This window comes from Brevibacillus massiliensis (assembly GCF_000311785.1).
Taxonomy (GTDB): domain Bacteria; phylum Bacillota; class Bacilli; order Brevibacillales; family Brevibacillaceae; genus Brevibacillus_C; species Brevibacillus_C massiliensis.
On sequence record NZ_HE978551.1, the window covers coordinates 39857 to 63997 of the forward strand.

A 24141-nucleotide genomic window follows, 5' to 3' on the forward strand; every position below is an offset into this window, starting at 1 on the left:
TAAACCCATATTGACATTTTATAATGGTATCATAAGCATTTTACACCGTCAAGGATCATTTATCAAAGTTTCCGTCACTTGTAGGCGCGAAAGATGGAGTATCCCTTCTTCTTTTCCACTTCTTCAACGCTTGAATATACTTCCTGCAGCTTCTTCCACGCGGACGGAGCACCCTGTTTTTTCTGAATGACGACCCACATCTGGCCCCCTTCTGCCAGCAGCTCGTGCCCTTCCGTAAAAATGCGGTGAACAACGTCTTTTCCGGCGCGAATCGGCGGGTTGGTCAAGATGACGTCAAACGTGCGTCCCCGGACCTCACTGTACAGATCACTTATGAGCACCTCTACATTTTCAATGCCGTTTCGCTCGGCATTGCGGCGGGCCAACATGACCGCCCGCTCGTTTACATCGATCATCGTCACCCACCCCCGACTGGCCCGAACTGCTGCCGAGAGGCCGATCGGTCCATAACCGCAGCCTACGTCGAGAACACTGGCGTCTGCGGGAAACTCCATGGTCTCGATCAAGAGCAAGCTGCCAAAATCAACCCGATCCCGGGAAAATACACCTGCGTCAGTGACAAACCGAAACGCGCGTCCGTTTAGATCAAAGGAGAACTCTCGTTCGTCATGCGGGGTTCTGGGCTGATTGCTGTAGTAGTGATCTGTCACGTCTATCCACACCTTTCACAGTTTGGAGGTGATGTGAATCAAGAACAGAAAACCCCCTGCCGCAGGCAAGGGGAATCTGTATATAGAAGAAAGCGGCTGTTACTTCAGTTCTACAGTTGCACCGGCTTCTTCCAATTTTGCTTTGATCGCTTCTGCTTCGTCTTTGGATACGCCTTCTTTGATCGGTTTCGGAGCGTTGTCTACCAGGTCTTTTGCTTCTTTCAAGCCAAGGCCGGTCAGCTCGCGAACAACTTTGATAACATTGATTTTGGAAGCGCCGCCGCTCACCAGGTTTACAGTGAACTCGGATTGTTCAGCAGCAGCTTCAGCAGCACCGCCGCCTGCAACAACTGCTACAGGAGCAGCTGCAGTTACGCCAAACTCTTCTTCAATTGCTTTTACCAGGTCGTTCAATTCAAGAACGGTCATACCTTTGATCGCTTCTAAGATTTGCTCTTTGCTCATATTTATATCCTCCTATTCTTGGATACGGATTAGGCGCCTTGGCCTTCTTTTTGATCGGCAACTGCTTTGACAGCGAGGGCCACATTGCGCATCGGCGCTTGCAGCACACTAAGCAGCATGGACAACAGACCTTCGCGGGACGGCAGAGATGCCAGTGCTTTGATCTGATCCTCACCGACGACTTTCCCTTCGATTACGCCGCCTTTGATTTCGAGAGCTTCGTTTTTCTTCGCAAAGTCAACCAAAATCTTCGCAGGGGCGACAACGTCGTCTTTCGAAAAAGCAATAGCGTTTGGTCCCAATAGATATTGGTCGAGTTCAGTCAAACCTTCTTTTGCTGTTGCCAGGCGAGCCATCGTGTTTTTGTACACTTTGAAGTCAACGCCTGCCTCACGCAGTTGTTTGCGGAGTTCAGTAACTTGAGCAACTGTCAGACCGCGGTAGTCAGCGATGACAGTCGTTTGGCTATCGCGCAGTTTATTTGCGATCTCGTCGATGATTTGCACTTTCTCTTCTCGAATAACGGTTGGACGAATTTCTGCCATTATTACACCTCCCGTGCATCATATACCTGCCAATGAACAATGAAAAATGCCCTCGCAGACACACGAGGGCATAATGTATGCAAAGGCATAGGACCTTTATATTCATTACACGCCTCGGAGGGATATTAAGCGAATCTCCCGGGAGCTTTCGCACCTTCTGTCTACGGCATGACGATATTCATTTCATCAACAGGAAATATATTAGCAACTTCCAAACCGGAAGTCAACAGTTATTATTTTACGTTTACACGCACGCCAGGGCCCATCGTCGAACTGATAGTGACATTGCGCATGTACACGCCTTTTGCTGCAGCCGGTTTCGCGCGGTTCAGCGCTTCTGTCAGGGCAGCAAGGTTTTCCTCCAGCTTATTGGCATCGAAGGAAACTTTACCGATCGGCGCGTGGATGTTCCCTGCTTTATCAACGCGGTATTCGATCTTACCAGCTTTGATTTCGTTCACAGCTTTGGTTACGTCAAAAGTAACCGTACCGGTTTTCGGGTTCGGCATCAGACCTTTTGGACCGAGCACGCGACCCAGTTTCCCGACTTCGCCCATCATGTCAGGAGTTGCGACAACGACGTCGAAATCAAACCAGCCGCCTTGAATTTTGGCGATCATGTCAGCGTCGCCGACGTAATCAGCACCAGCAGCTTCTGCTTCCTTTGCTTTTTCGCCTTTGGCGAATACGAGCACGCGCTGAACTTTACCAGTACCGTGCGGCAGTACAACCGCACCGCGAATTTGTTGATCGGCGCGCTTCGGGTCAACACCCAAGCGATATGCCGCTTCCACTGTCTCGTCGAATTTGGCAGATGCCGCTTTCTTCACGAGCTCAATGGCTTCGCTCACTTCATACACTTTGTTTTTATCAATCAGCTTTACGGCCTCTTGATACTTTTTACCGTGTTTCGGCATTTTTGTTTTCTCCCTTCATTGTGGTCGTAGCGGTTTAGTCCTCCCACAAGGCAGGGGCACAAAGCTTGTACCCCTTTGCCAAAACATGATCAAAGGACGAGATTAGTCCTCGATCACAATACCCATGGAACGGGCAGTCCCTTCAACCATGCGCATTGCCGCTTCAACAGAAGCCGCATTCAGGTCAGGGCGTTTCAGTTCGGCGATTTCGCGTACTTTGTCGCGCTTCAGCGTAGCGACTTTCGTCTTGTTCGGAACGCCGGAACCGGACTCAATACCAGCAGCCTTTTTCAACAGAACCGCTGCCGGAGGAGTTTTGGTGATGAAAGTGAAAGAACGATCTTCGTAAACGGTAATCTCTACCGGAATGATCATTCCTGCTTCGCTTTCTGTACGAGCGTTGAACTCTTTGCAGAAGCCCATGATATTCACACCAGCTTGACCGAGAGCCGGACCTACTGGAGGTGCAGGATTCGCTTTACCTGCCGGGATTTGCAATTTAATTACGCGGATAACTTTCTTAGCCACGTAAGACACCTCCTTCATCGAATGTGGTAATGCGGGGGGAAAACCCCCTCCCACTCTTCTATGGAAAGCCTTATGTAGAGGGCTTTCAGTTATAGTGAGAGTCGGGAACCGCATATTTAGCAGATTCCAGAAACAACAAGAAATGTACCATATGAATGCGTACTTTTCAAGATGAATCCTAATCCAATTTATGAATTTGCGTGAAATCCAGTTCTACCGGGGTTTCACGGCCAAAAATGTCCAGTAACACCCGGACTTTTTGTTTGTCAGGCTGAATCTCAATGATTTCTCCCGAACGGCCGGAAAACGGACCGTCATTGACCTGAACCATGTCACGGAGAGCGAAATTCACTTTGATCTTCGGTGCTTCAATCCCCATGTGGCGAAGAATTCCATCCGCTTCCTGAGGAAGTAGGGCTGTCGGCTTAGAGCCGGCTCCTGTGGACCCGACAAAGCCAGTAACCCCAGGGGTGTTGCGTACGACATACCACGAATCGTCCGTCATCACCATTTCAACAAGGACGTAACCTGGAAACACCTTCTTCGTAACGGTGCGCTTCTTGCCGTCTTTCGTCTCTACCTCTTCTTCGGTAGGGACGAGCACGCGGAAGATCTTGTCCTCCATGCCCATCGATTCGACGCGCTTTTCCAGATTTGTTTTCACCTTGTTTTCATACCCAGAGTAAGTATGAACGACATACCACGCTTTTTCCATATCCACAAGGACGTTAATCCGTCCGTCCCTCCCAGGTTTTGAATGATTACTTGCCCATGATCAGATCAATGATGGCCGAAAGCCCCAGATCAATCAGGAAGAAAAAGATCGCCAGCAAAGCCACCGTTACAAGCACGACAACTGTATAGGTTGCCAGCTCTTTGCGATTGGGCCAGCGGACTTTCTTCAATTCGGATACGACATCACCGAAAAAAGTACCTGTACGACGGAAACTAGCTCCTATTCTCGCTAGGAAACCCACAGCGCCACCCCCCGGACTCGGTTGTCTCCATCATTACTTCGTCTCGCGATGGAGTGTATGTTTGTTGTCACGGGAGCAGTATTTTTTCAGCTCAATGCGCTCCGGATTGGTGCGCTTGTTCTTCGTTGAGATATAATTGCGCTCACCGCATTCGGTGCAAGCCAACGTCACGTTTACTCGCATGATTGCCACCTCCGTCTCGTCTCATACCTATGCCAAATGCCTAACTTTACATAACATCACGGAAAAAACCGCTACTTTTTTCCTGAAGTCAACTTAAAGAAGTAACCATAGAATATCTCCATGGCTACCTAAACAAATTTATCACACGATATAGTCCGTGTCAACAAAACGCCTTGACAAGAGGGGATACAATTGTTCCAGCAGATGAAAATAAATGAAATCCTGCCACTAAAGCCCTCCCGCAGGCGGCGCCATGTCATTAAAAAAAGAGAGACCGTCCTACAGGTTGATCTCCCTTCCTTCCAGATAACGCTCCAGCTTCCTTTTGACGCGCTGAAGCGCATTGTCGATCGATTTTACATGCCGCTTTAAATCTACAGCGATCTGCTGATAGGATCTCCCGTCGAGGTAGAGCATCAACACTTGCCGCTCGAGGTCGCTGAGAATCTCGCTGATCTTGCCTTCTATATCATCAAACTCTTCTCGATTGATAAACAGTTCCTCCGGGTCGGTTACCTTGGTGCCGCAGATAACGTCCAGCAAAGTACGATCAGAATCTTCATCGTATATGGGCTTGTCCAAAGATACGTAAGAGTTCAGTGGGATGTGTTTCTGGCGGGTCGCCGTCTTAATCGCTGTAATGATCTGACGGGTGATGCACAGTTCGGCAAAGGCTTTGAAAGAGGTAAGCTTGTCCCCGCGGAAGTCGCGAATGGATTTGTAGAGGCCGATCATACCCTCTTGGACAATATCTTCCCGATCAGCACCGATCAAAAAGTACGAACGAGCTTTGGCACGCACAAAATTTCTGTACTTGTTAATCAAATATTCTAAAGCGTCGGCATCGTTGTCGCGTACGAGGTCCACCAATTCTTCATCGGACATCAGGTCAAACTGGGTATGCTTTAATTCCTTGAGGTCAACACTCACCATCATCCCTCCGACTTCTGTCCATTCGATACCGCCATTATACATGATTCCATAAAAAAGCGTCAACTAAGGTAGCATTATTCCCTTCGCCATTTTTCGAATATTTTTGCCATTTCTTCACTCAGAGGAATCCCTGATTTAAACGTATTTTCCTGTGTTTCTTTGACCTTTTCCTCAATCTCTTTACCTGTACTTTCTATATCCATCAGCAGTTCCCTGGCTGATTTCCGCAGTGCACCCTGGCCAAAAATGACCCGCTGCGAAGTGTAATCGGAAGTAGCTACATAAATTTGTCGATTTTTTTCGTAATGTTCATAGACCAACTTCTCGATTTTTTCATCGGCCGTCTCTTTTTCCTTGGTAAAGTAAATCTCGATCTGGTACTGCTTCTGCTTGCGACCAATCCCGGGAACCTTGTACGCGTCAAAGACGACGATCACTTTGACCCCGGAGAAACTCTGATACTCGGCCAATTTGGAGATTAGCAGGTCGCGCGCTTCGTCCATGCGTTCCTGATCTTTCAGCGCGCGCAATTCGGGCCAGGCTCCGATGATGTTGTAGCCGTCCACGAGGAGCAGCTGTTTGCTTTTTTTTCTTGCCATTTCACTTCACCCGGGCACGAAGCGGACTCCTTGCGCGGTATACTTCGTACATCAACAACGCCGCCGCGACAGAGGCATTGAGCGAAGTCACCTGTCCTGCCATCGGCAGGCGATAGAGGAAATCGCAGTGCTCGCGAACAAGGCGGCTCATCCCCTTGCCTTCACTGCCGATGACAAGCGCGAGCGGTATCGCATAATCGCCTTGGCGAAAATCCTGGTCCCCTTGGGCGTCCGTACCGGCGATCCAAACCCCCCGTTCCTTGAGCTCTTCCATCGTCCTGACGATATTCGTCACGCGTGCGACCGGGACGTATTCGATCGCCCCGGCGGACGCTTTGGCAACGGTCGCCGTCAGGCCTACAGACCGGCGCTTGGGAATGATGATGCCGTGCACTCCGGTGGCATCTGCCGTGCGCAAAATGGAGCCGAGGTTGTGAGGGTCCTCCAATTCGTCCAGGATCAGCAGGAAAGGAGCCTCCTGCCTCTGCTTAGCACGGGCCAATAAATCGTCAACTTCAGCGTACTCGTAAGCGGCAACGGAAGCGATGACTCCCTGGTGATTGTCCGTACCGGCCAGTTGGTCAAGCTTTTTGCGATTCGCTGTGGCAACCACAACTCCCTGTTCCTTGGCAAGGGAAAAGACCGGTCCCATCAAATTTTTGTTTACGCCCTCGGCTATCCATATTTTGTTAATCGCCCGCCCGGAGCGGAGCGCTTCTATCACCGGATTTTTGCCGGCAATCCACTCTTCATTCATGTCCGCTTTCCCCTTCCACTATCGCAAATGCTTGTTGAACCAGCTCCGCCAATCTCTCTTCCTGCGCATCCAAGTAAAGAAAACCAATCAATGCTTCAAAGGCTGTCGCATGCCGATAGTCGATAATGTCGGCATTTTTGGCGACAGACCCCGACTTGGCGTTGCGCCCCCGTTTGACGATTGCCTGCTCTGTTTCCGTCAAGCAAGGCATCAAGGTCAAAAGTACATGTGCCTGAGCTCTTGCGGATACGTAGCGTTTCGCCTCCGTGTGCAGCTCATGCGGTTTTACCAGGCCGCGGGCAATCAAGTGATAGCGCACACAGTGGGAGTAAGTAGCATCTCCCAAAAACGCCAGCACCAACGGGTTCGTCTGCTTGGGGTCGCGCGTTAGCCGTTCTTTTTGCACGTATGCAGCCTCCTTATTTGCGCCGCCAGCGAATCCCCTGCGGAGTGTCTTCCAGGATAATTCCTTGCTTCGCCAATAGATCGCGAATTTCGTCTGCCCGCTTAAAATTGCGCTGTTTCCGCGCTTCCGTCCGTTCGGCGATCAACGCTTCTATCTGATCATCGAGCAGTTCTTCCTCTTCCCCGAGCACGAGCCCCAGCACCCAGGCAATCTCCTCAAACAGCCCCGTATAAGCCCGAAGCTGCTCGGCTCCTACATTTGCATTCCGCATGTACAAGTTGGCCTCTTTGGCCAATTCGTACAGGACGGTAATCCCGTTTGCCGTATTGATATCATCGTCCATTTCCCGAATGAACGCCGCGCGCAATCTGGTGATGACAGCCGCCTGTTCTTCGGCAACAGCCGCCGCTTCCTCGGGACGGGCTGTGGCCATCCGGTGCTGCAGATTGGCGTACGCCGTTTTAATCCTCTCAAGCCCGGCTTCTGCCTGCTCCAGCATTTCGTCGCTGAAGTTGATCGGACTGCGGTAGTGCCCGCTCAGCACGAAAAAGCGGATGAGCTGTCCGCTGCAGCGCTCCAGGATATCGCGCAGCAGCAGGAAGTTGCCAAGTGATTTGGACATCTTCTCGTTATTGATGTTGATCATCGCGTTGTGCAGCCAGTAACGGGCAAATGTCTGACCAGTCAGGCACTCCGACTGGGCAATCTCATTTTCGTGGTGCGGAAAAATCAGATCGGATCCGCCGGCGTGAATATCGATCGACGGGCCCAAAAATTTTAAGACCATGGCCGAACATTCAATATGCCAGCCCGGCCGCCCTTCGCCCCACGGACTCTCCCACGCGATCTCCCCTGGTTTTGCCGCTTTCCACAGGGCGAAATCAAGCGGGTTCTCCTTCTTGTCACTCACTTCAATGCGGGCTCCTGCCTGCAGGTCATCGAGCGGCTGGTGGGACAGCTTGCCGTATTCGGCAAACCGGCCGGTGTGAAAATAGACGTCGCCTCCGCTTTCATAAGCATATCCCTTTTCCACCAAACCTTTAATGAATTGGATGATATCCGGGATTGTCTGCATCACGCGGGGTTGAATATCCGGCGGCAGGATATTCAACGACTTCAGGTCCTCATTAAAGGCACGGGCGTAGCGGTCGGCCACTTCCTGAACCGTCACGCCTTCTTCATTAGCCACTCGAATCAGCTTATCGTCCACATCTGTCAGATTTTGCACATACGTCACCTGGTATCCGCGATACTGCAAGTAACGGCGAACCGTATCGAAGACGATGGCCGGACGGGCATTGCCAATGTGAATGTAGTTGTATACAGTAGGTCCGCATACGTACATTTTTACTTTGCCCGGCTCGAGCGGAACAAACTCTTCTTTCTTTCGGGTCAGCGTATTATATAGTTGAATGCTCATTTTTGCGTGCCGCCTCCTTAAGCTCCTTCACTTCTTGCTTCAGCTCGTCGATTTGCCGCTGCAGCTGTCTGCACAAATCGGATACCGGGTCCGGCAGGTTGGCGTGGTCCAAATCGTTCGTCACCCGCTTTCCGTCCTGAATGACGATTTTGCCGGGAATCCCCACCACCGTCGAATTGGGCGGGACTTCCTGCAGGACAACCGATCCTGCCCCGATTTTCGAGTTGTCCCCGATCGTAAATGAACCGAGGACCTTGGCTCCCGATGCGATGATTACGTTATTGCCTACCGTAGGGTGCCGCTTGCCTTTTTCTTTTCCTGTACCGCCCAGCGTAACCCCCTGATAAATCGTAACATTATCCCCGATTTCACAGGTTTCTCCAATCACCACGCCAGCTCCATGGTCAATGAACAGGCGTTTGCCGATCCGCGCTCCGGGGTGGATCTCAATCCCGGTCAAAAAACGCGTAAATTGCGAAACCATTCGAGCCGTCGTATACCATTTGGCCTTCCATAATTTGTGGGCGATGCGGTATCCCCACAGCGCGTGCAAGCCCGAGTAGGTCAGAACCACTTCCAGCGTGCTGCGTGCAGCCGGATCCCGCTCAAACACCGCTTCAATATCGTCCTTGAGACACTTCCACATGGTGATCCCTCCTGCTCATGACAAATTGCAAAACAAAAAACCGCCCCATTGCCGGATCAACTCGGCTCAGAGACGGTTCGTACCGCGGTTCCACTCTGCTTAGGACTGCCTGATCTTCGGCCGTTTGGCACAAGATAGCTGCAGCCCTCGCTTTTTTCCCGTTAACGGAGGATACCGTTTTCCCCATACTGCCTGAAGGTCGCCCGACAGGGTTCAAGGAACGGCTCACGGGTGCATTTCCAAACGGTTGCGCCGGGCAGCTTCCACCTGCTCTGCCCTCTCTGGGGACGCTCGCCATTTGTACTTCTCCCGATCAACGCCTTTGCGCTTATTGCTGTTTTCTATGACAAGACACGCGACAAACGGTTCAACACCTGTTCACGGCCGATCAGATACAAGGTTTTGTCAAGATCGCGGCCGTGCTCCTGACCGGTGACAGCCACCCGAACCGGCATGAATAGCGCTTTTCCTTTATGCCCGGTCTCTTTCTGTACACTCTTTAAGCATGCCTTGATGCTTTCCACATTGTATTCCGGCGCTTCCTCAAGGTGCCGTTTAAAGGCGGCAAGAACTTCCGGTACCTGCGGCTCGCGCAAAATACCTTTTGCCTCCTCATCATAAACGACCTCATCAAGAAAGAAAAGAGCTGTCAACGGAACGATTTGCGCACAGTACGACATCTGCTCCTGATACAAGGCGACAATCTCGCGTACTCTTTCGTATTCTTCCCGACTCAGGTCATTCTCAATAAAACCGGCCTTCTTCAAATGCGGCAAGCATAGCTCCACAATGGAATCCAGCGGCTGCTGCTTCAGATAGTGGTTGTTCATCCAATTCATTTTGGCTGCGTCAAAGACAGCCGGTGACTTGCTGACGCGTTCCAGGGAAAAGAGTTGGATCAAATCTTCCTTGGAGAAGATCTCTTCTTCTCCGGCTTCTCCGCCGGGAGACCAGCCCAACAGGACCAGGAAGTTGACGATCGCTTCCGGCAAGAATCCCAGGTCGCGGTATTGTTCGATAAATTGAATGATGCTCTCGTCGCGTTTGCTCATTTTTTTGCCGTCCTGATTTAATATCAGGGCCAGGTGGGCAAACTGCGGCGGTTCCCATCCGAAGGCTTCGTAAATCATCAGCTGGCGCGGGGTGTTCGACAGGTGTTCCTCCCCGCGGATGACGTGACTGATCTTCATCAGGTAGTCATCGATGACGACGGCAAAATTATAAGTAGGGATGCCGTCGGGGCGGCAGATGACGAAGTCGCCCATGCCGTTTGATTCAAAGCGGACTTCACCGCGAATCAAATCGTTTACGATGTACTCCCGGTTGTCTGGAACGAGAAAGTGAACGGACGGCACGCGTCCCTCTTGTTCATACCGGGCTTTTTGTTCGGGAGTGACATGGCGATGCTTTTCTGCGATTCGCGGTGTCTCTCCACGGGCAATCTGCTCTTCCCGTTCGGCATCCAGCTCTTCCTTCGTCGCCCAACAGTAGTAGGCTTTGCCTTCCGCGAGCAGTTGGTCAATGTACTTGCGGTAGATGTCCAAACGGTCCATCTGGCGGTAAGGGGCATACGGGCCGCCGATGTCGACGCCTTCATCCCACTCAACGCCGAGCCATTTCAAATTCTCCATCTGCTTTTCCGCTGCATTCTCTACATTGCGGGTTTGGTCTGTATCTTCAATCCGCACGATAAACTTCCCGCCGAGACGGCGTGCGAGCAAATAGTTAAACAGAGCAGTACGAGCCCCGCCTATGTGGAGATGTCCTGTAGGGCTGGGAGCATAACGTAACCGGATCTCGTTCGACATGATGCACCATCCTTATTTCATCTGACAATAAAAATCATACTACCACGTTCACGCCTTGACAAGCAAACATACAGCCTGGGCAGCAATTCCCTCTCCCCGGCCGGTAAAACCCAGCTGCTCTGTCGTCGTCGCTTTAATGTTGACCTGCGACGTCTCCGCTTCCAGCGCTTCAGCCACGCGCTTTTGTATGCTCGGAATATACGGAGCCATCTTTGGCGCCTGGGCGATAATCGTCGCGTCCAAATTGCCAAGGACGTACCCCTGCTGCTTGACCCGGTGCCATACCTGAAGCAGCAGCTCCATGCTGTCGGCATCTTTATAGGCGGGATCCGTATCGGGAAAATGGCGCCCGATATCTCCTTCGCCGATCGCTCCAAGCAGGGCATCTGTAATGGCATGAAGCAGCACATCCGCGTCCGAATGGCCAAGCAGACCTTTTTCATATGGGATGGTCACTCCGCCAATCATGCACGGACGACCTTCGACCAACTGATGTACATCGAACCCTTGTCCAATTCTCATCACTTTCTACTCCCGCTCCCTTCTTCTCCGCAGTATCTCTTCGCCAAACCAGAGGTCATCCGGAGTGGTTATCTTGATATTTTCATAACTGCCGGGAATGACGGACACCTTGTAGCCCAGCCACTCTACCAGCATCGCGTCATCCGTTCCCTGCTTCCCCGCCTGGTACGCTTCCATGTGGGCTTTTAACAGTAAGGAAACACGAAAAGCTTGTGGGGTTTGAACCGCCCACAAGCTCTCACGTGCCGGCGTTGCCTCGACGATTCCGGTAGGGTTGACAATCTTGATCGTATCCTTGACCGGGACCGCCATAATCACTGCATCCTCTGTCCGCACCTTGGAAATGGTTGCACTGATCTGTTCATGTGTAACGAAAGGCCTTGCAGCATCGTGTACCAAAACATAAGATATCGCTTCAGAGAGCAAAGCAAGCCCCGACCTGACGCTATCCTGCCGCTCTGCGCCGCCGATGGCCAATTTTACCTGATAAGATTCGTGCTTCAACCAGGCTTTTACTTCCGACATATCCGACTCGTGTACGACGAGCACTATTTCTCCAATGTCCGGGTGGGTTGCAAACCGCTCTACGGTATGAGCCAAGATTGACTTGCCTCCCAGCGGCAGCCACAATTTGTTGCGGCCCGCACCCATGCGTTTCCCGGTACCAGCCGCTACGATAACCACGCCCGTATCCACGCAAATCCTCTCCACATCTCATCTTTAAAGGTATCGGAAACGTCGCAATACGCTTACAGCGCCTTTTCCAGCAGCTTCGGTTTGGCAAATATCATCCTGCCCGCCGACGTCTGCAGCACGCTCGTCACCAGCACATCGACTTCCGATCCGATGTACTCCCTTCCGCCTTCTACGACAATCATCGTCCCGTCATCCAGGTACGCTACGCCTTGTCCGTATTCCTTCCCGTCTTTAATGACCTGTACGTGCAATTCTTCACCAGGCAACACGACCGGCTTGACAGCATTCGCCAGATCATTGATATTGAGTACGGGGACGCCCTGCAGTTCACATACTTTATTGAGGTTGAAGTCGTTGGTGACTACTTTTCCGTTCAATACCTTTGCGAGCTTAATCAGCTTACTATCTACTTCGCTAATTTCTTCAAAATCCCCTTCATAAATCTGCACTTTGACTTTTAACTCTTTTTGAATTTTGTTCAGGATGTCCAGGCCGCGCCGACCGCGATTCCGCTTCAGGACGTCCGACGAATCGGCGATGTGCTGAAGCTCTTCCAGAACGAATCCCGGAATGACCAAAGCTCCTTCAATAAATCCTGTGCGGCAGATGTCGGCGATCCTTCCGTCGATAATCACGCTGGTATCGAGAATCTTATGTTCGACGTTTGCCGCGACGCTCGTATCTTTCTTCGCCTTTTCTTTTCTCCCGATCGAGAACACGGACATAATCTCTTCCTTTTTGCGGAAACCTACCTGGAATCCCAGGTAACCGAGCAGTCCGGATACAATCAAAGGCAGGAACGGGATAGGAATGCTGTTGATGGGCAGGAATAATAAAAAGGCAACAATAAGTCCAATGATCAATCCCATCGCTCCGAACATGACATCTGTAATCGGAAGCTTAACGAGCATTTCCTCTCCCCAACGCACGGTGTTGACGACGTACTCAACCAACCAATTGCTCAGAAAATAGAAGACGACAAGCCCGATCACGATCCCGATATAAGGCGTCACCCCGGCCGGCGGCATCCCAATTTTCAGCAGTGAATCTAACAGATGAAAGAGTCCCGGACCGAATTGGTACCCCAACAAACCACCAACAACAAGAAATAGTATTTTAACAACACGCTTTAACATGCGTTCACCTCCTTTTATTAATATAGACAGAAGAACCCAAGAAAAACCCTGCCATGTAAGAAAGTGTCAGATTAGTTTTCATTCGTCTTATCCCTCACTATATCAGAAAAATTTTTCTGGTGTCAAATAGGTCAAAAATTTTACCACACTCTCAGAATCTTAGTCAACATAAACCGCTCTGCAATTTCCTGATTTGACAGCCCGCAGCGAAGATCATTATAATTAGCAGTGAAAGGTGATCAAAAATTCTGACGAATGCCCTATCTTAATACAGAGGTGATACACGTTGGGCGAAAATATGCTAGGCGAATTTCAAGAGCAAGTTTCTCAGTTGCTCATTCGACACCGCAGCGTACTGGACGTTCTTTCCAAAACCCAAGAGTCCACAGCTCGTATCAACCGGGCGCTGACCAAGGCGATAACCGAATGTGGCTGCGTTCAAATAACGGCGAAAAAACAACCTTACGATACGAGCAAGAGCCTGGAGGAAAACCGCGAGCATTTGGATACCCATTTTTCCGGCCATCTATGCGAGCACTGCCGGGATGTTTTGACAGAGGAACTGGGAAAAAATCTGTTTTACCTGACTGCGCTATGCAACATCGCGGAGATCAAATTTGCCGACGTCTTAAAAAGCGAAGGAGAACGGCTGAATACCCTGGGTGTGTTCAATCTCTCCTGACCACGTCCGGCAAAAACAAATTCCTCCCGTCCCTAAGTATTACGTGCAAGTCGCCCGGAAAGTTGCAAAAAGCCCCGTTGAATTCATCTCAACAGGGCTTTTTTTTAGTCAAACGGAAGCGGTTCCTCTTCGGATACTTCTTTCTTCCGCGTTTTTTTCAAAGAAAGGTCAACGTTTTTTTTTATCCCGTAAAGAGCGTACAGCGCGAGCGGCAAAAATACGATTTTCGGGAATTCGCTCGGGAACCTGATCGCGATACCGACGACAAGAATGACGATCAGTGGTGTAATCCAATACGCCGCTTTCGGGATACCCACTTTTTTGAAGTTGGGGTATTTGATGTTGGAAACCATCAAAAACGCCAGCAGCAGCATGCCGAGCAGCAGGAACACAGGCGAAAACCACTTGTGGTACAAGGCTAGTGTCGCCAGTACGCCGCCTGCGGCGGTAATCGGCAAGCCGATAAAGTAACCGGGTACTCCTGCCTGTACATTAAAACGGGCAAGGCGCAGCGCCCCGCAAATCGGAAAAGAAGCCGTTACCAGTATACCCAGCAAGTTCATATCCTGCAGGGCGACGACGTACATGATAAAAGCGGGTGCGACCCCGAACGTAATCACATCGGACAGCGAATCCAACTCCTTGCCGAATTCGCTTTGCGCATTCAGCATTCTCGCTACACGCCCGTCCAACCCGTCAAGCAGCATACCGATGATAACGGTAATGGCCGCATAATCGACATAATGATCTCCCTGAAATGCAAAAATGATTGCAATAACTCCCAGAAATAAATTCCCAACAGTCAACATGCTCGGAAAAGCCTTCACGAACATTGGACTACCTCCTGAATAAGTGGTTAAAGCTTACAACTAACGCGAGGGTGTTTCATTGCTGACAGTGGATAATATTCTATACTATTGTACTCTAAATATGCCTGTCAATGAACACCTGCTCCTGGATCCGCTTCAGTCCATCTTTAATGGCTCGCGCGCGAACCTCTCCCACGCCATCTACTTCGTCCAGTTCCTCGATTGTTGCCATCATAATACGCGGCAGATTGTGAAAATGGTCCACTAAGTTTGCCACGATACCGGAAGGCAAGCGCGGGATTTTGCTTAAGATCCGGTAACCGCGCGGGGAGACCAGCTCCTCCAGCGGATTTGTGTTCGCTGAATAACCAAGAAGTTGGATCAGGGATGTCGAATCGCGAAGTTCCTCCGACGGCATTTTTTTCATTTCGGCAAGTACCCGATAGCCGTCAACCTGTAAATCCCGGCTGTAATCCCGGATCAGCAGGTAAGCTTCTTCCTCGATGTTGGCCACCAGCTCGACAAGCTGCATGCTGATCAATCGTCCTTCTACGCCGAGCTCGTTGATGTACTTGATGATTTCCTCTTTTACCCTAAGCACCATTTCGATGCGCTGCATCACTGCGACGACCTCTGACAAAGTCACCAATTCCTCAAATTCAAGCGCCGCCAGATTCGTCAGGGATTGATCCAGGACCGATTTGTACTTCTCCAACGTCTGTACGGCTTGATTGGCTTTTGTCAGAATGACGCCAATATCCTTTAAGGCATAGCGAAAATTGCCGCGGTACAGCGTGATAATATTGCGCCGTTGTGAAATGGCGATGACCAGATGATTCGTCTGTTTTGCCACTCGCTCCGCCGTGCGGTGCCGCGTTCCCGTCTCCATCGACGGGATCTGTTGGCTGGGGAGCAGCTGGGTGTTGGCGTACAAAATCCGCCGAACGTCTTCACTAAGTATAATCGCCCCATCCATCTTCGCTAATTCGTATAAATGGGCCGGTGTAAACTCACAATTAATGGAAAAGCCGCCGTCAATCATATTTTTCATTTCCTGGCTGAAACCAAGTACGATCAAAGCACCGGTCTTTGCCCGAAGGACGTTGTCCAAACCTTCCCGGAGCGGCGAACCGGGGGCAACAAGTCGCAAAACATCGCTGACCTGCAGCTCTTTCTTAGCTGTATCCTGCATGATTTACCCCCTTAACACCTCGTGCAGCGCCTCTTCCACGTTACGTATTCCGACTACTTCGATATCCGGCAGCGATTCAATGCCGCGCATGTTTTTCTCGGGGATGATCACCCGTTTAAAACCAAGTTTTTGCGCCTCGCGAATCCGCTGATCGATCCGGGAGACTCCTCTCACCTCACCGGTCAGCCCCACCTCGCCGATGACGACATCAAACGGCCTGGCGGGAACGTCGCGAAAGCTGCTGGCCAAGCTAACCACAATGGCCAAGTCGACGGCAGGCTCGTCAAGCCGGACTCCGCCGGCGACATTGACGTAGGCATCCTGATTTTGCAGCATCAGCCCAACCCGTTTTTCCAGCACTGCCATTAGCATGGATACCCGCTGGTGATCGACGCCTGTAGCCATCCGTCGGGCGGTGACAAAACTGGTGGGTGAAACCAGCGCCTGCAGCTCCACCAATACAGGCCGGGTCCCTTCCATACTGGCGACGACAGTAGAACCCGACACGCCGACAGGGCGCTCCGCCAAGAAAATTTCCGAGGGGTTGGTCACTTCTTCCAATCCCCGATCCTTCATTTCAAAAATACCCATTTCATTCGTTGAGCCAAACCGATTCTTTACCGCGCGAAGAATTCGGTACGTGTTGTGCCGCTCCCCTTCAAAGTAGAGTACCGCGTCTACCATGTGTTCGAGCATTCGCGGTCCGGCGATGGCCCCTTCCTTCGTCACGTGGCCGACGATAAAGGTTGCAATCCCCTTCCCTTTGGCAATTCTCATCAAATGGGCTGTGGTCTCGCGTACCTGGGCCACACTGCCCGCCGCCGAGGTGACAGCGGGATGAAACACGGTCTGAATCGAGTCAACGACCATCACGGAAGGATTCACCGCGTTGATCTGTTCTTCTATCTGTTCGAGGTCGGTTTCGGCAACGACGTACAATTGATCGCTCTTTACGCGTAGACGGTCGGCCCGCAGCTTGATCTGCTTGGCTGATTCCTCGCCGGAGATATACAGCACCTTTTGGCCTTGAGCCGCAAGCGTACATGATGTTTGGAGCAGCAGGGTCGACTTGCCGATCCCGGGATCCCCTCCGACCAGTACCAGTGAACCGGGGACCAAGCCCCCTCCGAGCACCCGATTCAATTCGCCGATCGTCGTATCGAAGCGCGGTTCTTCCGCTCCGACCACCTCTGCGAGAGGCTGGGCAATCTGCCTGGAAAAGACGCTTTTGCTGCGGTTTCCAGCGGAGGTTTTAACAGCGATCTCCTCGACCAAAGTATTCCACTGCTGACAACCCGGACATTTTCCCAACCACTTGGGGCTTTCATAGCCACATTCTTGACATGCGTATTTCGATTTATACTTTGACATACGTATACTCCTGTTATTACGATTTCATTCTACCTAAGATTCGTTGATTTTTTTCGTTCTCCTTCTCTGACGAAAGGACCAAAAGAAAAATCCCCGGCGATCCGGGGATCAGAACAATCAAATGGTGCTGGGTTCCAGGCGTTTGACTGCGAGTTTGCCGTCTTCCGCGTCGATGCTGACTGTATCTCCTTTTTTAATCGTTCCTTTCAGCAGCTCCTCCGAAAGGCGATCTTCGATGTTGCGCTGAATCGCCCTGCGGAGCGGACGGGCCCCGTATGCCGGATCGAAACCTTCTTTCGCCAGTACTTTCTTCGCTTCATCCGTCAATTTGAAGTGGATGTCCTGCTCTTCGAGGCGCTTGCGAAGCTCTTCGGTCATCAGGGATACAATTTGCTCGATGTGCTCCTGCTCCAAGGAGTGGAATACGATCACTTCGTCGATGCGGTTGAGAAATTCCGGACGGAAAGTGCGTTTCAGCTCATCCATCACCTTATCCTTCATATCCTGGTACTTCTTCTCCGCTTCTCCGGTGGTGAACCCAAGGGAAGTATTCTTCTTGATCATATTGGCCCCGACGTTAGAGGTCATAATGACCACGGTGTTGCGGAAATCTACCGTGCGCCCTTTGGAATCGGTCAGCCGCCCGTCATCCAAGACCTGAAGCAAAATGTTGAACACATCCGGGTGGGCCTTCTCGATCTCGTCAAGCAGGATGACAGAGTAGGGTTTGCGACGAACCTTCTCCGTCAGCTGGCCCCCCTCGTCGTATCCGACGTACCCTGGAGGCGCTCCTACCAAACGGGCGGTCGAGTGTTTTTCCATGTACTCGGACATGTCGACCCGAATCATCGCGTCCTCGTCTCCGAACAGGGCTTCCGCCACAGCTCTGGCCAGCTCCGTCTTCCCGACCCCCGTAGGCCCGAGGAAGATAAACGAACCGATCGGCCGCTTCGGATCCTTCAGCCCGGCGCGGGCGCGGCGGATCGCTCTGGAGATGGATTTGACCGCTTCTTCTTGGCCAATGACGCGATCGTGAAGAATTTCTTCCATCTTCAACAGGCGTTCTGTCTCTTCTTCTTTCAGTTTTACTACCGGAATGCCGGTCCAGTTCGCAACGACGTGGGCGATGTCTTCCGGCGTCACTTCCATGTTCAGCTTGCCCTGCCGTTCTTTCCAATCCTTTTTGGTCATCTCCAGCTCATCCCGCAGTTTTTGTTCCTTGTCCCGCAGCGAAGCCGCTTCTTCGAACTCCTGGGACTGCACTGCGGCATCTTTCTCTTTGCGGACCTCCTCGAGGTGGGCTTCCAGCTCCTTGAGGTTAGGCGGAACGGTAAACGACTGCAGACGAACTTTGGAGGCGGCTTCGTCGATCAGGTCGATCGCTTTGTCAGGCAGGAAGCGATCGGTGATGTATCGATCAGAGAGGCGGACCGCTTGTTCAATCGCCTCATCGGTAATTTTTACGCGGTGATGGGCCTCATAGCGATCCCGCAGGCCGTGCAGGATTTTGATGGCATCCTCAACCGTCGGCTGGTCGACTTGAATCGGTTGGAAACGGCGCTCCAACGCGGCATCCTTCTCGATGTACTTGCGGTATTCGTCGAGTGTTGTCGCCCCGACGCACTGCAGTTCGCCTCTTGCCAGCGCCGGTTTGAGGATGTTGGAAGCGTCAATGGCCCCCTCGGCGCCGCCTGCACCGATCAGGGTATGAAGCTCGTCGATAAACAGGATAATGTTCCCTGCCTGACGAATTTCGTCCATGATTTTCTTCAAGCGATCTTCAAATTCACCGCGGTATTTGGTTCCTGCCACGACGGTTCCCATATCAAGGGTCATGACGCGCTTGTCGCGAAGCGTTTCAGGAATCTCGTTGTTGACGATTTTTTGCGCCAATCCCTCTGCTATCGCTGTCTTCCCGACACCCGGTTCCCCGATCAGCACCGGGTTGTTCTTGGTGCGGCGGCTAAGCACCTGGATGACGCGCTCAATTTCCTTCTGACGGCCGATGACCGGATCCAAGCCCCCTTCACGGGCAATGGCAGTCAGATCGCGGGCCAGGCTGTCGAGGGTCGGCGTATTTGCCGCCGGGCTGCTGCCGGAGGTCTGATGGGAAGACATCATCTCCGAACTGCCCAGCAGCTGCAGTACTTGTTGGCGGGCCTTGTTCAGGCTGACGCCAAGGTTGTTCATGATGCGGGCTGCGATCCCTTCACCTTCCCGGATCAACCCCAGCAAGATATGTTCCGTTCCGACGTAAGTATGTCCCAGTTTGCGTGCCTCATCCATGGACAGCTCGATGACTTTTTTCGCTCGGGGGGTGTAGTTTGGCGTATAGTTGGCGGTGCCGGCTGCCGGCTGCTCGGAACCGCGGCCGATCAAGGATTCCACCTCATTTTGGATTTTATCCAGTCCCAGTCCGAGCGACTGAAGTGCTTTGGCGGCAATCCCGTCGCCTTCGCGAATCAGGCCGAGCAGTACGTGTTCTGTCCCGATATCTTTATGGCCTAAGCGAACTGCCTCCTCCAGAGCAAGAGCCAATACCTTCTGTGCACGTTCTGTAAAACGACCAAACATCATATCTGTAGCACCTCCAAAATCTTTTTTAAGATCGCTGATCGACAGATAATCGTTCCCTGATCAGGCGCGCCCTGCGTTCATCACGCTGTTCCGGCGTCAGCTTCTGACCGGCATGCTGCTGCAGGAAACCCGGCTGCGTCATGACCAGAAGTTCATTCAACGTAAACGCGGATACGTTTTTAATTATGCCCAGATCAATGCCCAATCGAACGTCGGAAAGCCGTTGGGCTGCTTCTTTTGATTCCACTGTCCGGGCGTAAAGCAGGATGCCGTACGAGCGGCAGATCCTGTCTTCCAGGGCGGTGCGGGAGTTTTCCTGGAGATAACGGCGCGCTGCCCGCTCCTGTTCAATAATCTGTTTTGCCACGCTGTAAAGGTTTGACAGGATGTCATTTTCCGACATGCCCAGAGTTACCTGATTGGACAACTGAAACAGGTTTCCCAAAGCTTCACTGCCTTCCCCGTAGAGCCCGCGGACGACCAAACCCACCTGGTTAATCGCCTGGAGGATCCGGCTGATTTGTTGAGTCATCACCAATGCCGGCAGGTGAAGCATGACAGAGGCCCTAATCCCTGTTCCCACGTTGGTCGGACAACTGGTTAAATATCCGCGTTGCTCGTCAAACGCGTAATTGACGTACTTTTCGAAGATGTCGTCTATGCGGCTTCCCGCCTCCCAAGCCTCCGTCAATTGGAAACCGGGCAAAAACACCTGAATCCGAATATGATCCTCTTCGTTGACCATGATGCTGACCGACTGGTCGCTGCTCAAGAGGACTGCACCTTTGCGAGACTCCTCGGCCAGATTGGGACTGATCAAGTGTTTCTCCACCAGTACCCGTTTTTCCAGGGCATTCAGTTGATCCATCCTGATCATTTCCAGCGGAGTGATCTTCTTCATCGCATCGGTCCGACACACCTCCGACACTTTGCGGACCACCTCTTCCGCCTGGGTGTCGGTAGCCAGCAAAGGGAAGGGATGGTGCTGCAAGTTTCGCGCGATGCGCAGGCGGGTACTGATCACGATGTCGGAATCAGGGCCGACGCCCTTCATCCAATTGCTCCAAGGATGCTCAATAAACTGTTGCAAGGACATGGGCTGCCTCACCTCCTTTCGTCACGACTGAGCGATTCTTTGCTCCAAGGCGCGAATCCGGTCGCGAATTTCCGCAGCCTTTTCAAACTCCTCGGTGGAGACGTACCTTTGCAGTGCTGTCTTGAGCTGTTCCAGTTCTTTGCGAAGTTTGATCTGACCGCCCGTCCGCTCCGGAACTTTGCCTATGTGATTGGTATTCCCGTGTATCCTTCTAAACAGCGGGTCGAGCCGCTCGCCGAAATACTGATAGCAGTCACTGCAGCCAAAGCGGCCGCTCTTGCTGAACTGGGCGTAAGTAAGACCGCAGGTTTCACAGCGAAGCTGTTTTGCCTGTGCCGTTGTCTGGGCGGAAGACGAGGTATGTCCGTTTCCTTTTCCCATCGGATCGAAGTTAAGCAGTCCGGACAGCAGGTTGTGAATGCTGAAGTTGTTAAAACCAGAGATGACATCGCCTTTTTCCTTGGCACAATGTTCACAAATATGGTATTCCGTTTTTTCACCGTTGATAATCTTTGTCAGATGCAAGGTTGCCGGACGCTTGCCACACTCTTCGCAATTCATTCCTTTCACCTACCTTATCAAGATGGCTGCAATCATGTGCTTTAAAATGTTGGCCCGCAATTGATCGCGAAGCTCCAGCTCCACGCCAAGTACGGAACGGGATGTAGCCGTCTTCATCAGCAGCGCTTCCCGGGAGTTGATGATTCCTTCTTCCAACAGCCGGTCTATAATGGAGTGTCCCACCGACTGCGAGATGCTGTCCCCGATCAGTTCTTCCGTCAGCAGCTCCTGCAGTTTTGCCCTGTTGACGATTTGCCCTTTGCGTATGCGAATGAATCCGCCTCCACCTCGTTTACTTTCTACAATATATCCCTTTTCAATCGTAAAACGCGTATTGATGACATAATTGATCTGTGAAGGCACGCATTGAAACAAATCGGCAAGCTCGCTTCGCTGGATCTCAATCGACCCCGTTGGACTTTCCTGCAGTATCCGCTTGAGATGTTGTTCAATCACGTCCGAAATGTTACGCAAGGTGCTGCCTCCTCATTCAACTTATTTCAATCTTCGGTCAACCCGACCTTTCTTGTTTTGCCATATGGAAAGTGTTGACTCCATATTGACTTTGACTATATTTGACTTTAATTATAATACGTTTTTTTTCAGCTGACAATACCTTATCCCCCCTCTATTGTTTACGAATTATCGGCTTTTGAAACAACAAAACCATCCCATATTTAATGGAATGGTCCTATGCTCTACACGCGATGAAAAAATGGAATATGGTCAGCTATTTGACGAAATTCGCGAACAATCACGTCTGCTCCGTCTAATTCCCCGTCTTTGGCAAATCCAAAATCACAGCCGATCGTGAACAGGCGGTTGGCCTTGCCTGCCTCAACGTCAGAACGGCGGTCTCCCACCATCACGGCTTCCTGGATCGAATAGTCCTGTAACAGTTTGGCTACCAGGTCCTTTTTAGACGCGGTCTTGAATCGGCCTGCCGAGTAGAGATCGGTAAACAGGTGCTTCATTTGAAAATGCTCACAGATCGCCTCTACGTAGTGTTCCAATCCGTTGCTCGTGACAAACAGGGCAATCCCCTGGTCATAAAATGCCTGCAAAAGCTCTACGGCTCCGGGGTACAGTTCTGTAGCACCGGCTCTCAGCAGCTCGACTTCGTAGTTCAGCATCAATTCGTCAGCGAGAACCTTTACTTCCTCGCTCGCCCCGGGCAGCAGTGTATCCCACAACTGCGCCAGGGTCATCCCCAAAACATTGGTCAATTGAGCATCATCAGGCGTCTCTCCCGACCAGAGATTTCGCTCGCGAAGCTCGTCGAATGTTCGGCGGAAAGCAGGGACAGCCAGCTTCTCCGTCTGCAGTAACGTTCCGTCCATATCAAAAAAAATGGCGTGCCTTATGGTCATCGACTATCATCCTTTCAGTTCCATATCCCTAGCGATAAATCGTGCGATCTGCTTTGCGGCATCCGGTTTTGCCACCGTCAGGGCCATCCGCTTTATATAGTTAACCTTGGTCGGGTTTTGCAGCAACTCTTCAATAAAGTATATCAGTTGTTCGATCATATTGGCGTGAACAGCACACCCGTTGTTCAGCAGGAAGTGGCTGTTTCGCTCTTCCTGTCCGGGCAGGGGGTTGTAGATGATCATCGGTACCTGTTTACTGAGGACCTCCGCTGTGGTTAAGCCTCCCGATTTGGTAATGATTAAATCCGCTACCTCGAGGTACTCGTGAAAGTTATCGATGTAACCCAGTGGAACGACATCATGCCTGAAGGTGCTGTCCGTCACCTTGCGATACAGCTTTTGATTGAGCCCTGTCAGCACAAATACTTTCAGCGGCTGCTCAATCTGATCTAGGCCGCGCAAAACCTTGTCCATTGGTCCGAGGCCCAGGCCGCCCCCCGAAAGAATAATGGTTTTTTGTTCAGGGGACAGGGAGAACTTCTCCATCAAATCAATCTTGTTTAAAGGGAGGCTGAACTTTTTCATGATCGGAATCCCCATCGGCTTAAACTTCTGGTAGTCGTGACGATAAACATCGACGAGGTAGTAAAGCTGTTCATGGGCGATAAAGTAATAATTAATATGATGGTTTATCCACGAGGGGTGGATCGTGTAATCTGTAATAATCGTGTAGATGGGCATTGTCCACTCATTGCGTCCCTTGAGCACAGACAACATGCAGCTGGCGAACGGATGGGTTGCTATGAACGCATCCGGGTTGGCACTGTTAATCAGTTTTTTTAGATTATTGGCCAACAACTTGTTCATAATGACGTTCATGTCAAAAAAGCGGGTCTTCTCTGTATTATGGTATATCCTCCCCCACATTTTAGGGGATATTTTTAACAAATTCGTATAGCTCTCCAAGAGGATCTTGTGAAAAGTAGGACTGATGTATTCCAATGTGTCGATAATCATCGTTGCGCATCCTATTTCCGCCAAGCTTTCCTGCATTGCCCTCGCAGCTTGGTTGTGGCCGTTGCCAATCGAGGCGGAAAAAATCAAGACCTTCTTCATCTCTGTCTCCTCGCTAATTTTCGCCCTTGATTGTCAAAAGAACTTCATGAAAATCCGTTTCACTCCCCCCCCTTCATGTTAGTCTACGTTAGAAGAAGCCGCAAGTATCATCCTGATTATTTTACACTACTTCATAAAAACCTCCCGATGTCAGTTCT

General features: G+C 51.3%; 28 protein-coding genes and 2 other annotated features. Of the genes, 1 reads left to right on the forward strand and 27 read right to left on the reverse strand.

The window, feature by feature from the left end; all coding sequences use genetic code 11:
* Positions 1 to 74: 74 nt before the first annotated feature.
* From HGBM_RS23620 to HGBM_RS23705, 18 genes are all read right to left on the reverse strand, one after another.
* Positions 75 to 671, reverse strand: a complete 597-nt coding sequence (locus tag HGBM_RS23620; RefSeq protein WP_019123549.1) for a class I SAM-dependent methyltransferase — start codon at positions 669 to 671, stop codon at positions 75 to 77.
* Positions 672 to 770: 99 nt separating this feature from the next.
* A complete protein-coding gene (gene rplL, locus HGBM_RS23625; RefSeq protein WP_019123550.1) occupies positions 771 to 1136 on the reverse strand; it encodes a 50S ribosomal protein L7/L12 in 366 nt (121 codons plus the stop codon).
* A 29-nt stretch (positions 1137 to 1165) separates the two neighbouring features.
* Positions 1166 to 1681, reverse strand: coding sequence for a 50S ribosomal protein L10 (gene rplJ / locus HGBM_RS23630; protein ID WP_019123551.1), 516 nt, complete (start codon positions 1679 to 1681; stop codon positions 1166 to 1168).
* Positions 1682 to 1713: 32 nt separating this feature from the next.
* Positions 1714 to 1866 (reverse strand) — a sequence feature (ribosomal protein L10 leader region).
* A 48-nt stretch (positions 1867 to 1914) separates the two neighbouring features.
* On the reverse strand, positions 1915 to 2598 hold the full coding sequence (rplA, locus tag HGBM_RS23635) for a 50S ribosomal protein L1 (protein WP_019123552.1): 684 nt from the start codon (positions 2596 to 2598) through the stop codon (positions 1915 to 1917).
* Between the two features lie 102 nt (positions 2599 to 2700).
* A complete protein-coding gene (gene rplK / locus HGBM_RS23640; RefSeq protein ID WP_019123553.1) occupies positions 2701 to 3126 on the reverse strand; it encodes a 50S ribosomal protein L11 in 426 nt (141 codons plus the stop codon).
* A 178-nt stretch (positions 3127 to 3304) separates the two neighbouring features.
* A complete protein-coding gene (nusG, locus tag HGBM_RS23645) occupies positions 3305 to 3841 on the reverse strand; it encodes a transcription termination/antitermination protein NusG (protein ID WP_019123554.1) in 537 nt (178 codons plus the stop codon).
* A gap of 46 nt (positions 3842 to 3887) precedes the next feature.
* Positions 3888 to 4103, reverse strand: coding sequence for a preprotein translocase subunit SecE (gene secE, locus HGBM_RS23650; protein ID WP_026074627.1), 216 nt, complete (start codon positions 4101 to 4103; stop codon positions 3888 to 3890).
* Positions 4104 to 4136: 33 nt separating this feature from the next.
* Complete coding sequence (gene rpmG, locus HGBM_RS23655) at positions 4137 to 4286, reverse strand: 50S ribosomal protein L33 (RefSeq protein WP_019123556.1); 150 nt, start codon at positions 4284 to 4286, stop codon at positions 4137 to 4139.
* A gap of 279 nt (positions 4287 to 4565) precedes the next feature.
* Positions 4566 to 5216, reverse strand: coding sequence for an RNA polymerase sporulation sigma factor SigH (sigH, locus tag HGBM_RS23660; protein ID WP_026074628.1), 651 nt, complete (start codon positions 5214 to 5216; stop codon positions 4566 to 4568).
* Between the two features lie 77 nt (positions 5217 to 5293).
* Complete coding sequence (locus tag HGBM_RS23665; protein WP_019123558.1) at positions 5294 to 5818, reverse strand: NYN domain-containing protein; 525 nt, start codon at positions 5816 to 5818, stop codon at positions 5294 to 5296.
* 1 nt (position 5819) lies between these two features.
* Positions 5820 to 6575, reverse strand: coding sequence for a 23S rRNA (guanosine(2251)-2'-O)-methyltransferase RlmB (gene rlmB, locus HGBM_RS23670; RefSeq protein WP_019123559.1), 756 nt, complete (start codon positions 6573 to 6575; stop codon positions 5820 to 5822).
* A complete protein-coding gene (locus HGBM_RS23675; protein WP_019123560.1) occupies positions 6568 to 6981 on the reverse strand; it encodes a Mini-ribonuclease 3 in 414 nt (137 codons plus the stop codon). The genes rlmB and HGBM_RS23675 overlap by 8 nt, the downstream gene beginning before the upstream one ends.
* Before the next feature lie 13 nt (positions 6982 to 6994).
* On the reverse strand, positions 6995 to 8401 hold the full coding sequence (cysS, locus tag HGBM_RS23680) for a cysteine--tRNA ligase (RefSeq protein ID WP_019123561.1): 1407 nt from the start codon (positions 8399 to 8401) through the stop codon (positions 6995 to 6997).
* Positions 8382 to 9047: a serine O-acetyltransferase gene (gene cysE / locus HGBM_RS23685; RefSeq protein WP_019123562.1), complete on the reverse strand. Its 666-nt coding sequence runs from the start codon at positions 9045 to 9047 to the stop codon at positions 8382 to 8384. Before cysE ends, cysS begins: the two co-directional genes overlap by 20 nt.
* Positions 9048 to 9112: 65 nt before the next feature.
* Positions 9113 to 9373 (reverse strand) — a binding site (T-box leader).
* 15 nt (positions 9374 to 9388) lie between these two features.
* The gene (gltX, locus tag HGBM_RS23690; RefSeq protein WP_026074629.1) at positions 9389 to 10855 is read right to left on the reverse strand and encodes a glutamate--tRNA ligase; all 1467 of its coding nucleotides are present in this window, start codon (positions 10853 to 10855) and stop codon (positions 9389 to 9391) included.
* 48 nt (positions 10856 to 10903) lie between these two features.
* On the reverse strand, positions 10904 to 11380 hold the full coding sequence (ispF, locus tag HGBM_RS23695; protein WP_026074630.1) for a 2-C-methyl-D-erythritol 2,4-cyclodiphosphate synthase: 477 nt from the start codon (positions 11378 to 11380) through the stop codon (positions 10904 to 10906).
* 3 nt (positions 11381 to 11383) lie between these two features.
* A complete protein-coding gene (gene ispD, locus HGBM_RS23700; protein ID WP_019123565.1) occupies positions 11384 to 12073 on the reverse strand; it encodes a 2-C-methyl-D-erythritol 4-phosphate cytidylyltransferase in 690 nt (229 codons plus the stop codon).
* Positions 12074 to 12126: 53 nt separating this feature from the next.
* A complete protein-coding gene (locus tag HGBM_RS23705) occupies positions 12127 to 13209 on the reverse strand; it encodes a PIN/TRAM domain-containing protein (RefSeq protein ID WP_019123566.1) in 1083 nt (360 codons plus the stop codon).
* Between the two features lie 298 nt (positions 13210 to 13507).
* Here HGBM_RS23705 and HGBM_RS23710 point away from each other — a divergent pair, with 298 nt between their 5' ends.
* Positions 13508 to 13891 carry a hypothetical protein gene (locus HGBM_RS23710; protein ID WP_035287848.1) on the forward strand — a complete coding sequence of 128 codons (384 nt, stop codon included), beginning with the start codon at positions 13508 to 13510 and terminating at the stop codon, positions 13889 to 13891.
* Positions 13892 to 13995: 104 nt separating this feature from the next.
* Here the strand turns inward: HGBM_RS23710 and pssA are convergent, their stop codons facing one another.
* The 9 genes from pssA to HGBM_RS23755 all read right to left on the reverse strand — a co-directional run bounded on the left by pssA (position 13996) and on the right by HGBM_RS23755 (position 23983).
* A complete protein-coding gene (pssA, locus tag HGBM_RS23715; protein WP_019123568.1) occupies positions 13996 to 14724 on the reverse strand; it encodes a CDP-diacylglycerol--serine O-phosphatidyltransferase in 729 nt (242 codons plus the stop codon).
* Positions 14725 to 14815: 91 nt separating this feature from the next.
* On the reverse strand, positions 14816 to 15892 hold the full coding sequence (disA, locus tag HGBM_RS23720) for a DNA integrity scanning diadenylate cyclase DisA (protein WP_019123569.1): 1077 nt from the start codon (positions 15890 to 15892) through the stop codon (positions 14816 to 14818).
* Between the two features lie 3 nt (positions 15893 to 15895).
* Complete coding sequence (gene radA / locus HGBM_RS23725; protein ID WP_019123570.1) at positions 15896 to 17263, reverse strand: DNA repair protein RadA; 1368 nt, start codon at positions 17261 to 17263, stop codon at positions 15896 to 15898.
* A gap of 117 nt (positions 17264 to 17380) precedes the next feature.
* A complete protein-coding gene (locus HGBM_RS23730) occupies positions 17381 to 19840 on the reverse strand; it encodes an ATP-dependent Clp protease ATP-binding subunit (protein ID WP_019123571.1) in 2460 nt (819 codons plus the stop codon).
* Positions 19841 to 19865: 25 nt separating this feature from the next.
* Complete coding sequence (mcsB, locus tag HGBM_RS23735; RefSeq protein WP_019123572.1) at positions 19866 to 20936, reverse strand: protein-arginine kinase McsB; 1071 nt, start codon at positions 20934 to 20936, stop codon at positions 19866 to 19868.
* A 21-nt stretch (positions 20937 to 20957) separates the two neighbouring features.
* Positions 20958 to 21497, reverse strand: a complete 540-nt coding sequence (mcsA, locus tag HGBM_RS23740) for a protein-arginine kinase activator protein McsA (RefSeq protein WP_019123573.1) — start codon at positions 21495 to 21497, stop codon at positions 20958 to 20960.
* A gap of 9 nt (positions 21498 to 21506) precedes the next feature.
* Positions 21507 to 21971: a CtsR family transcriptional regulator gene (locus HGBM_RS23745; RefSeq protein ID WP_019123574.1), complete on the reverse strand. Its 465-nt coding sequence runs from the start codon at positions 21969 to 21971 to the stop codon at positions 21507 to 21509.
* Positions 21972 to 22195: 224 nt separating this feature from the next.
* Complete coding sequence (locus HGBM_RS23750) at positions 22196 to 22867, reverse strand: HAD hydrolase-like protein (protein ID WP_019123575.1); 672 nt, start codon at positions 22865 to 22867, stop codon at positions 22196 to 22198.
* Positions 22868 to 22873: 6 nt separating this feature from the next.
* Entirely contained in the window at positions 22874 to 23983 is a 1110-nt protein-coding gene (locus HGBM_RS23755; RefSeq protein ID WP_019123576.1) for a UDP-N-acetylglucosamine--LPS N-acetylglucosamine transferase, read from the reverse strand.
* Positions 23984 to 24141 lie beyond the last annotated feature (158 nt).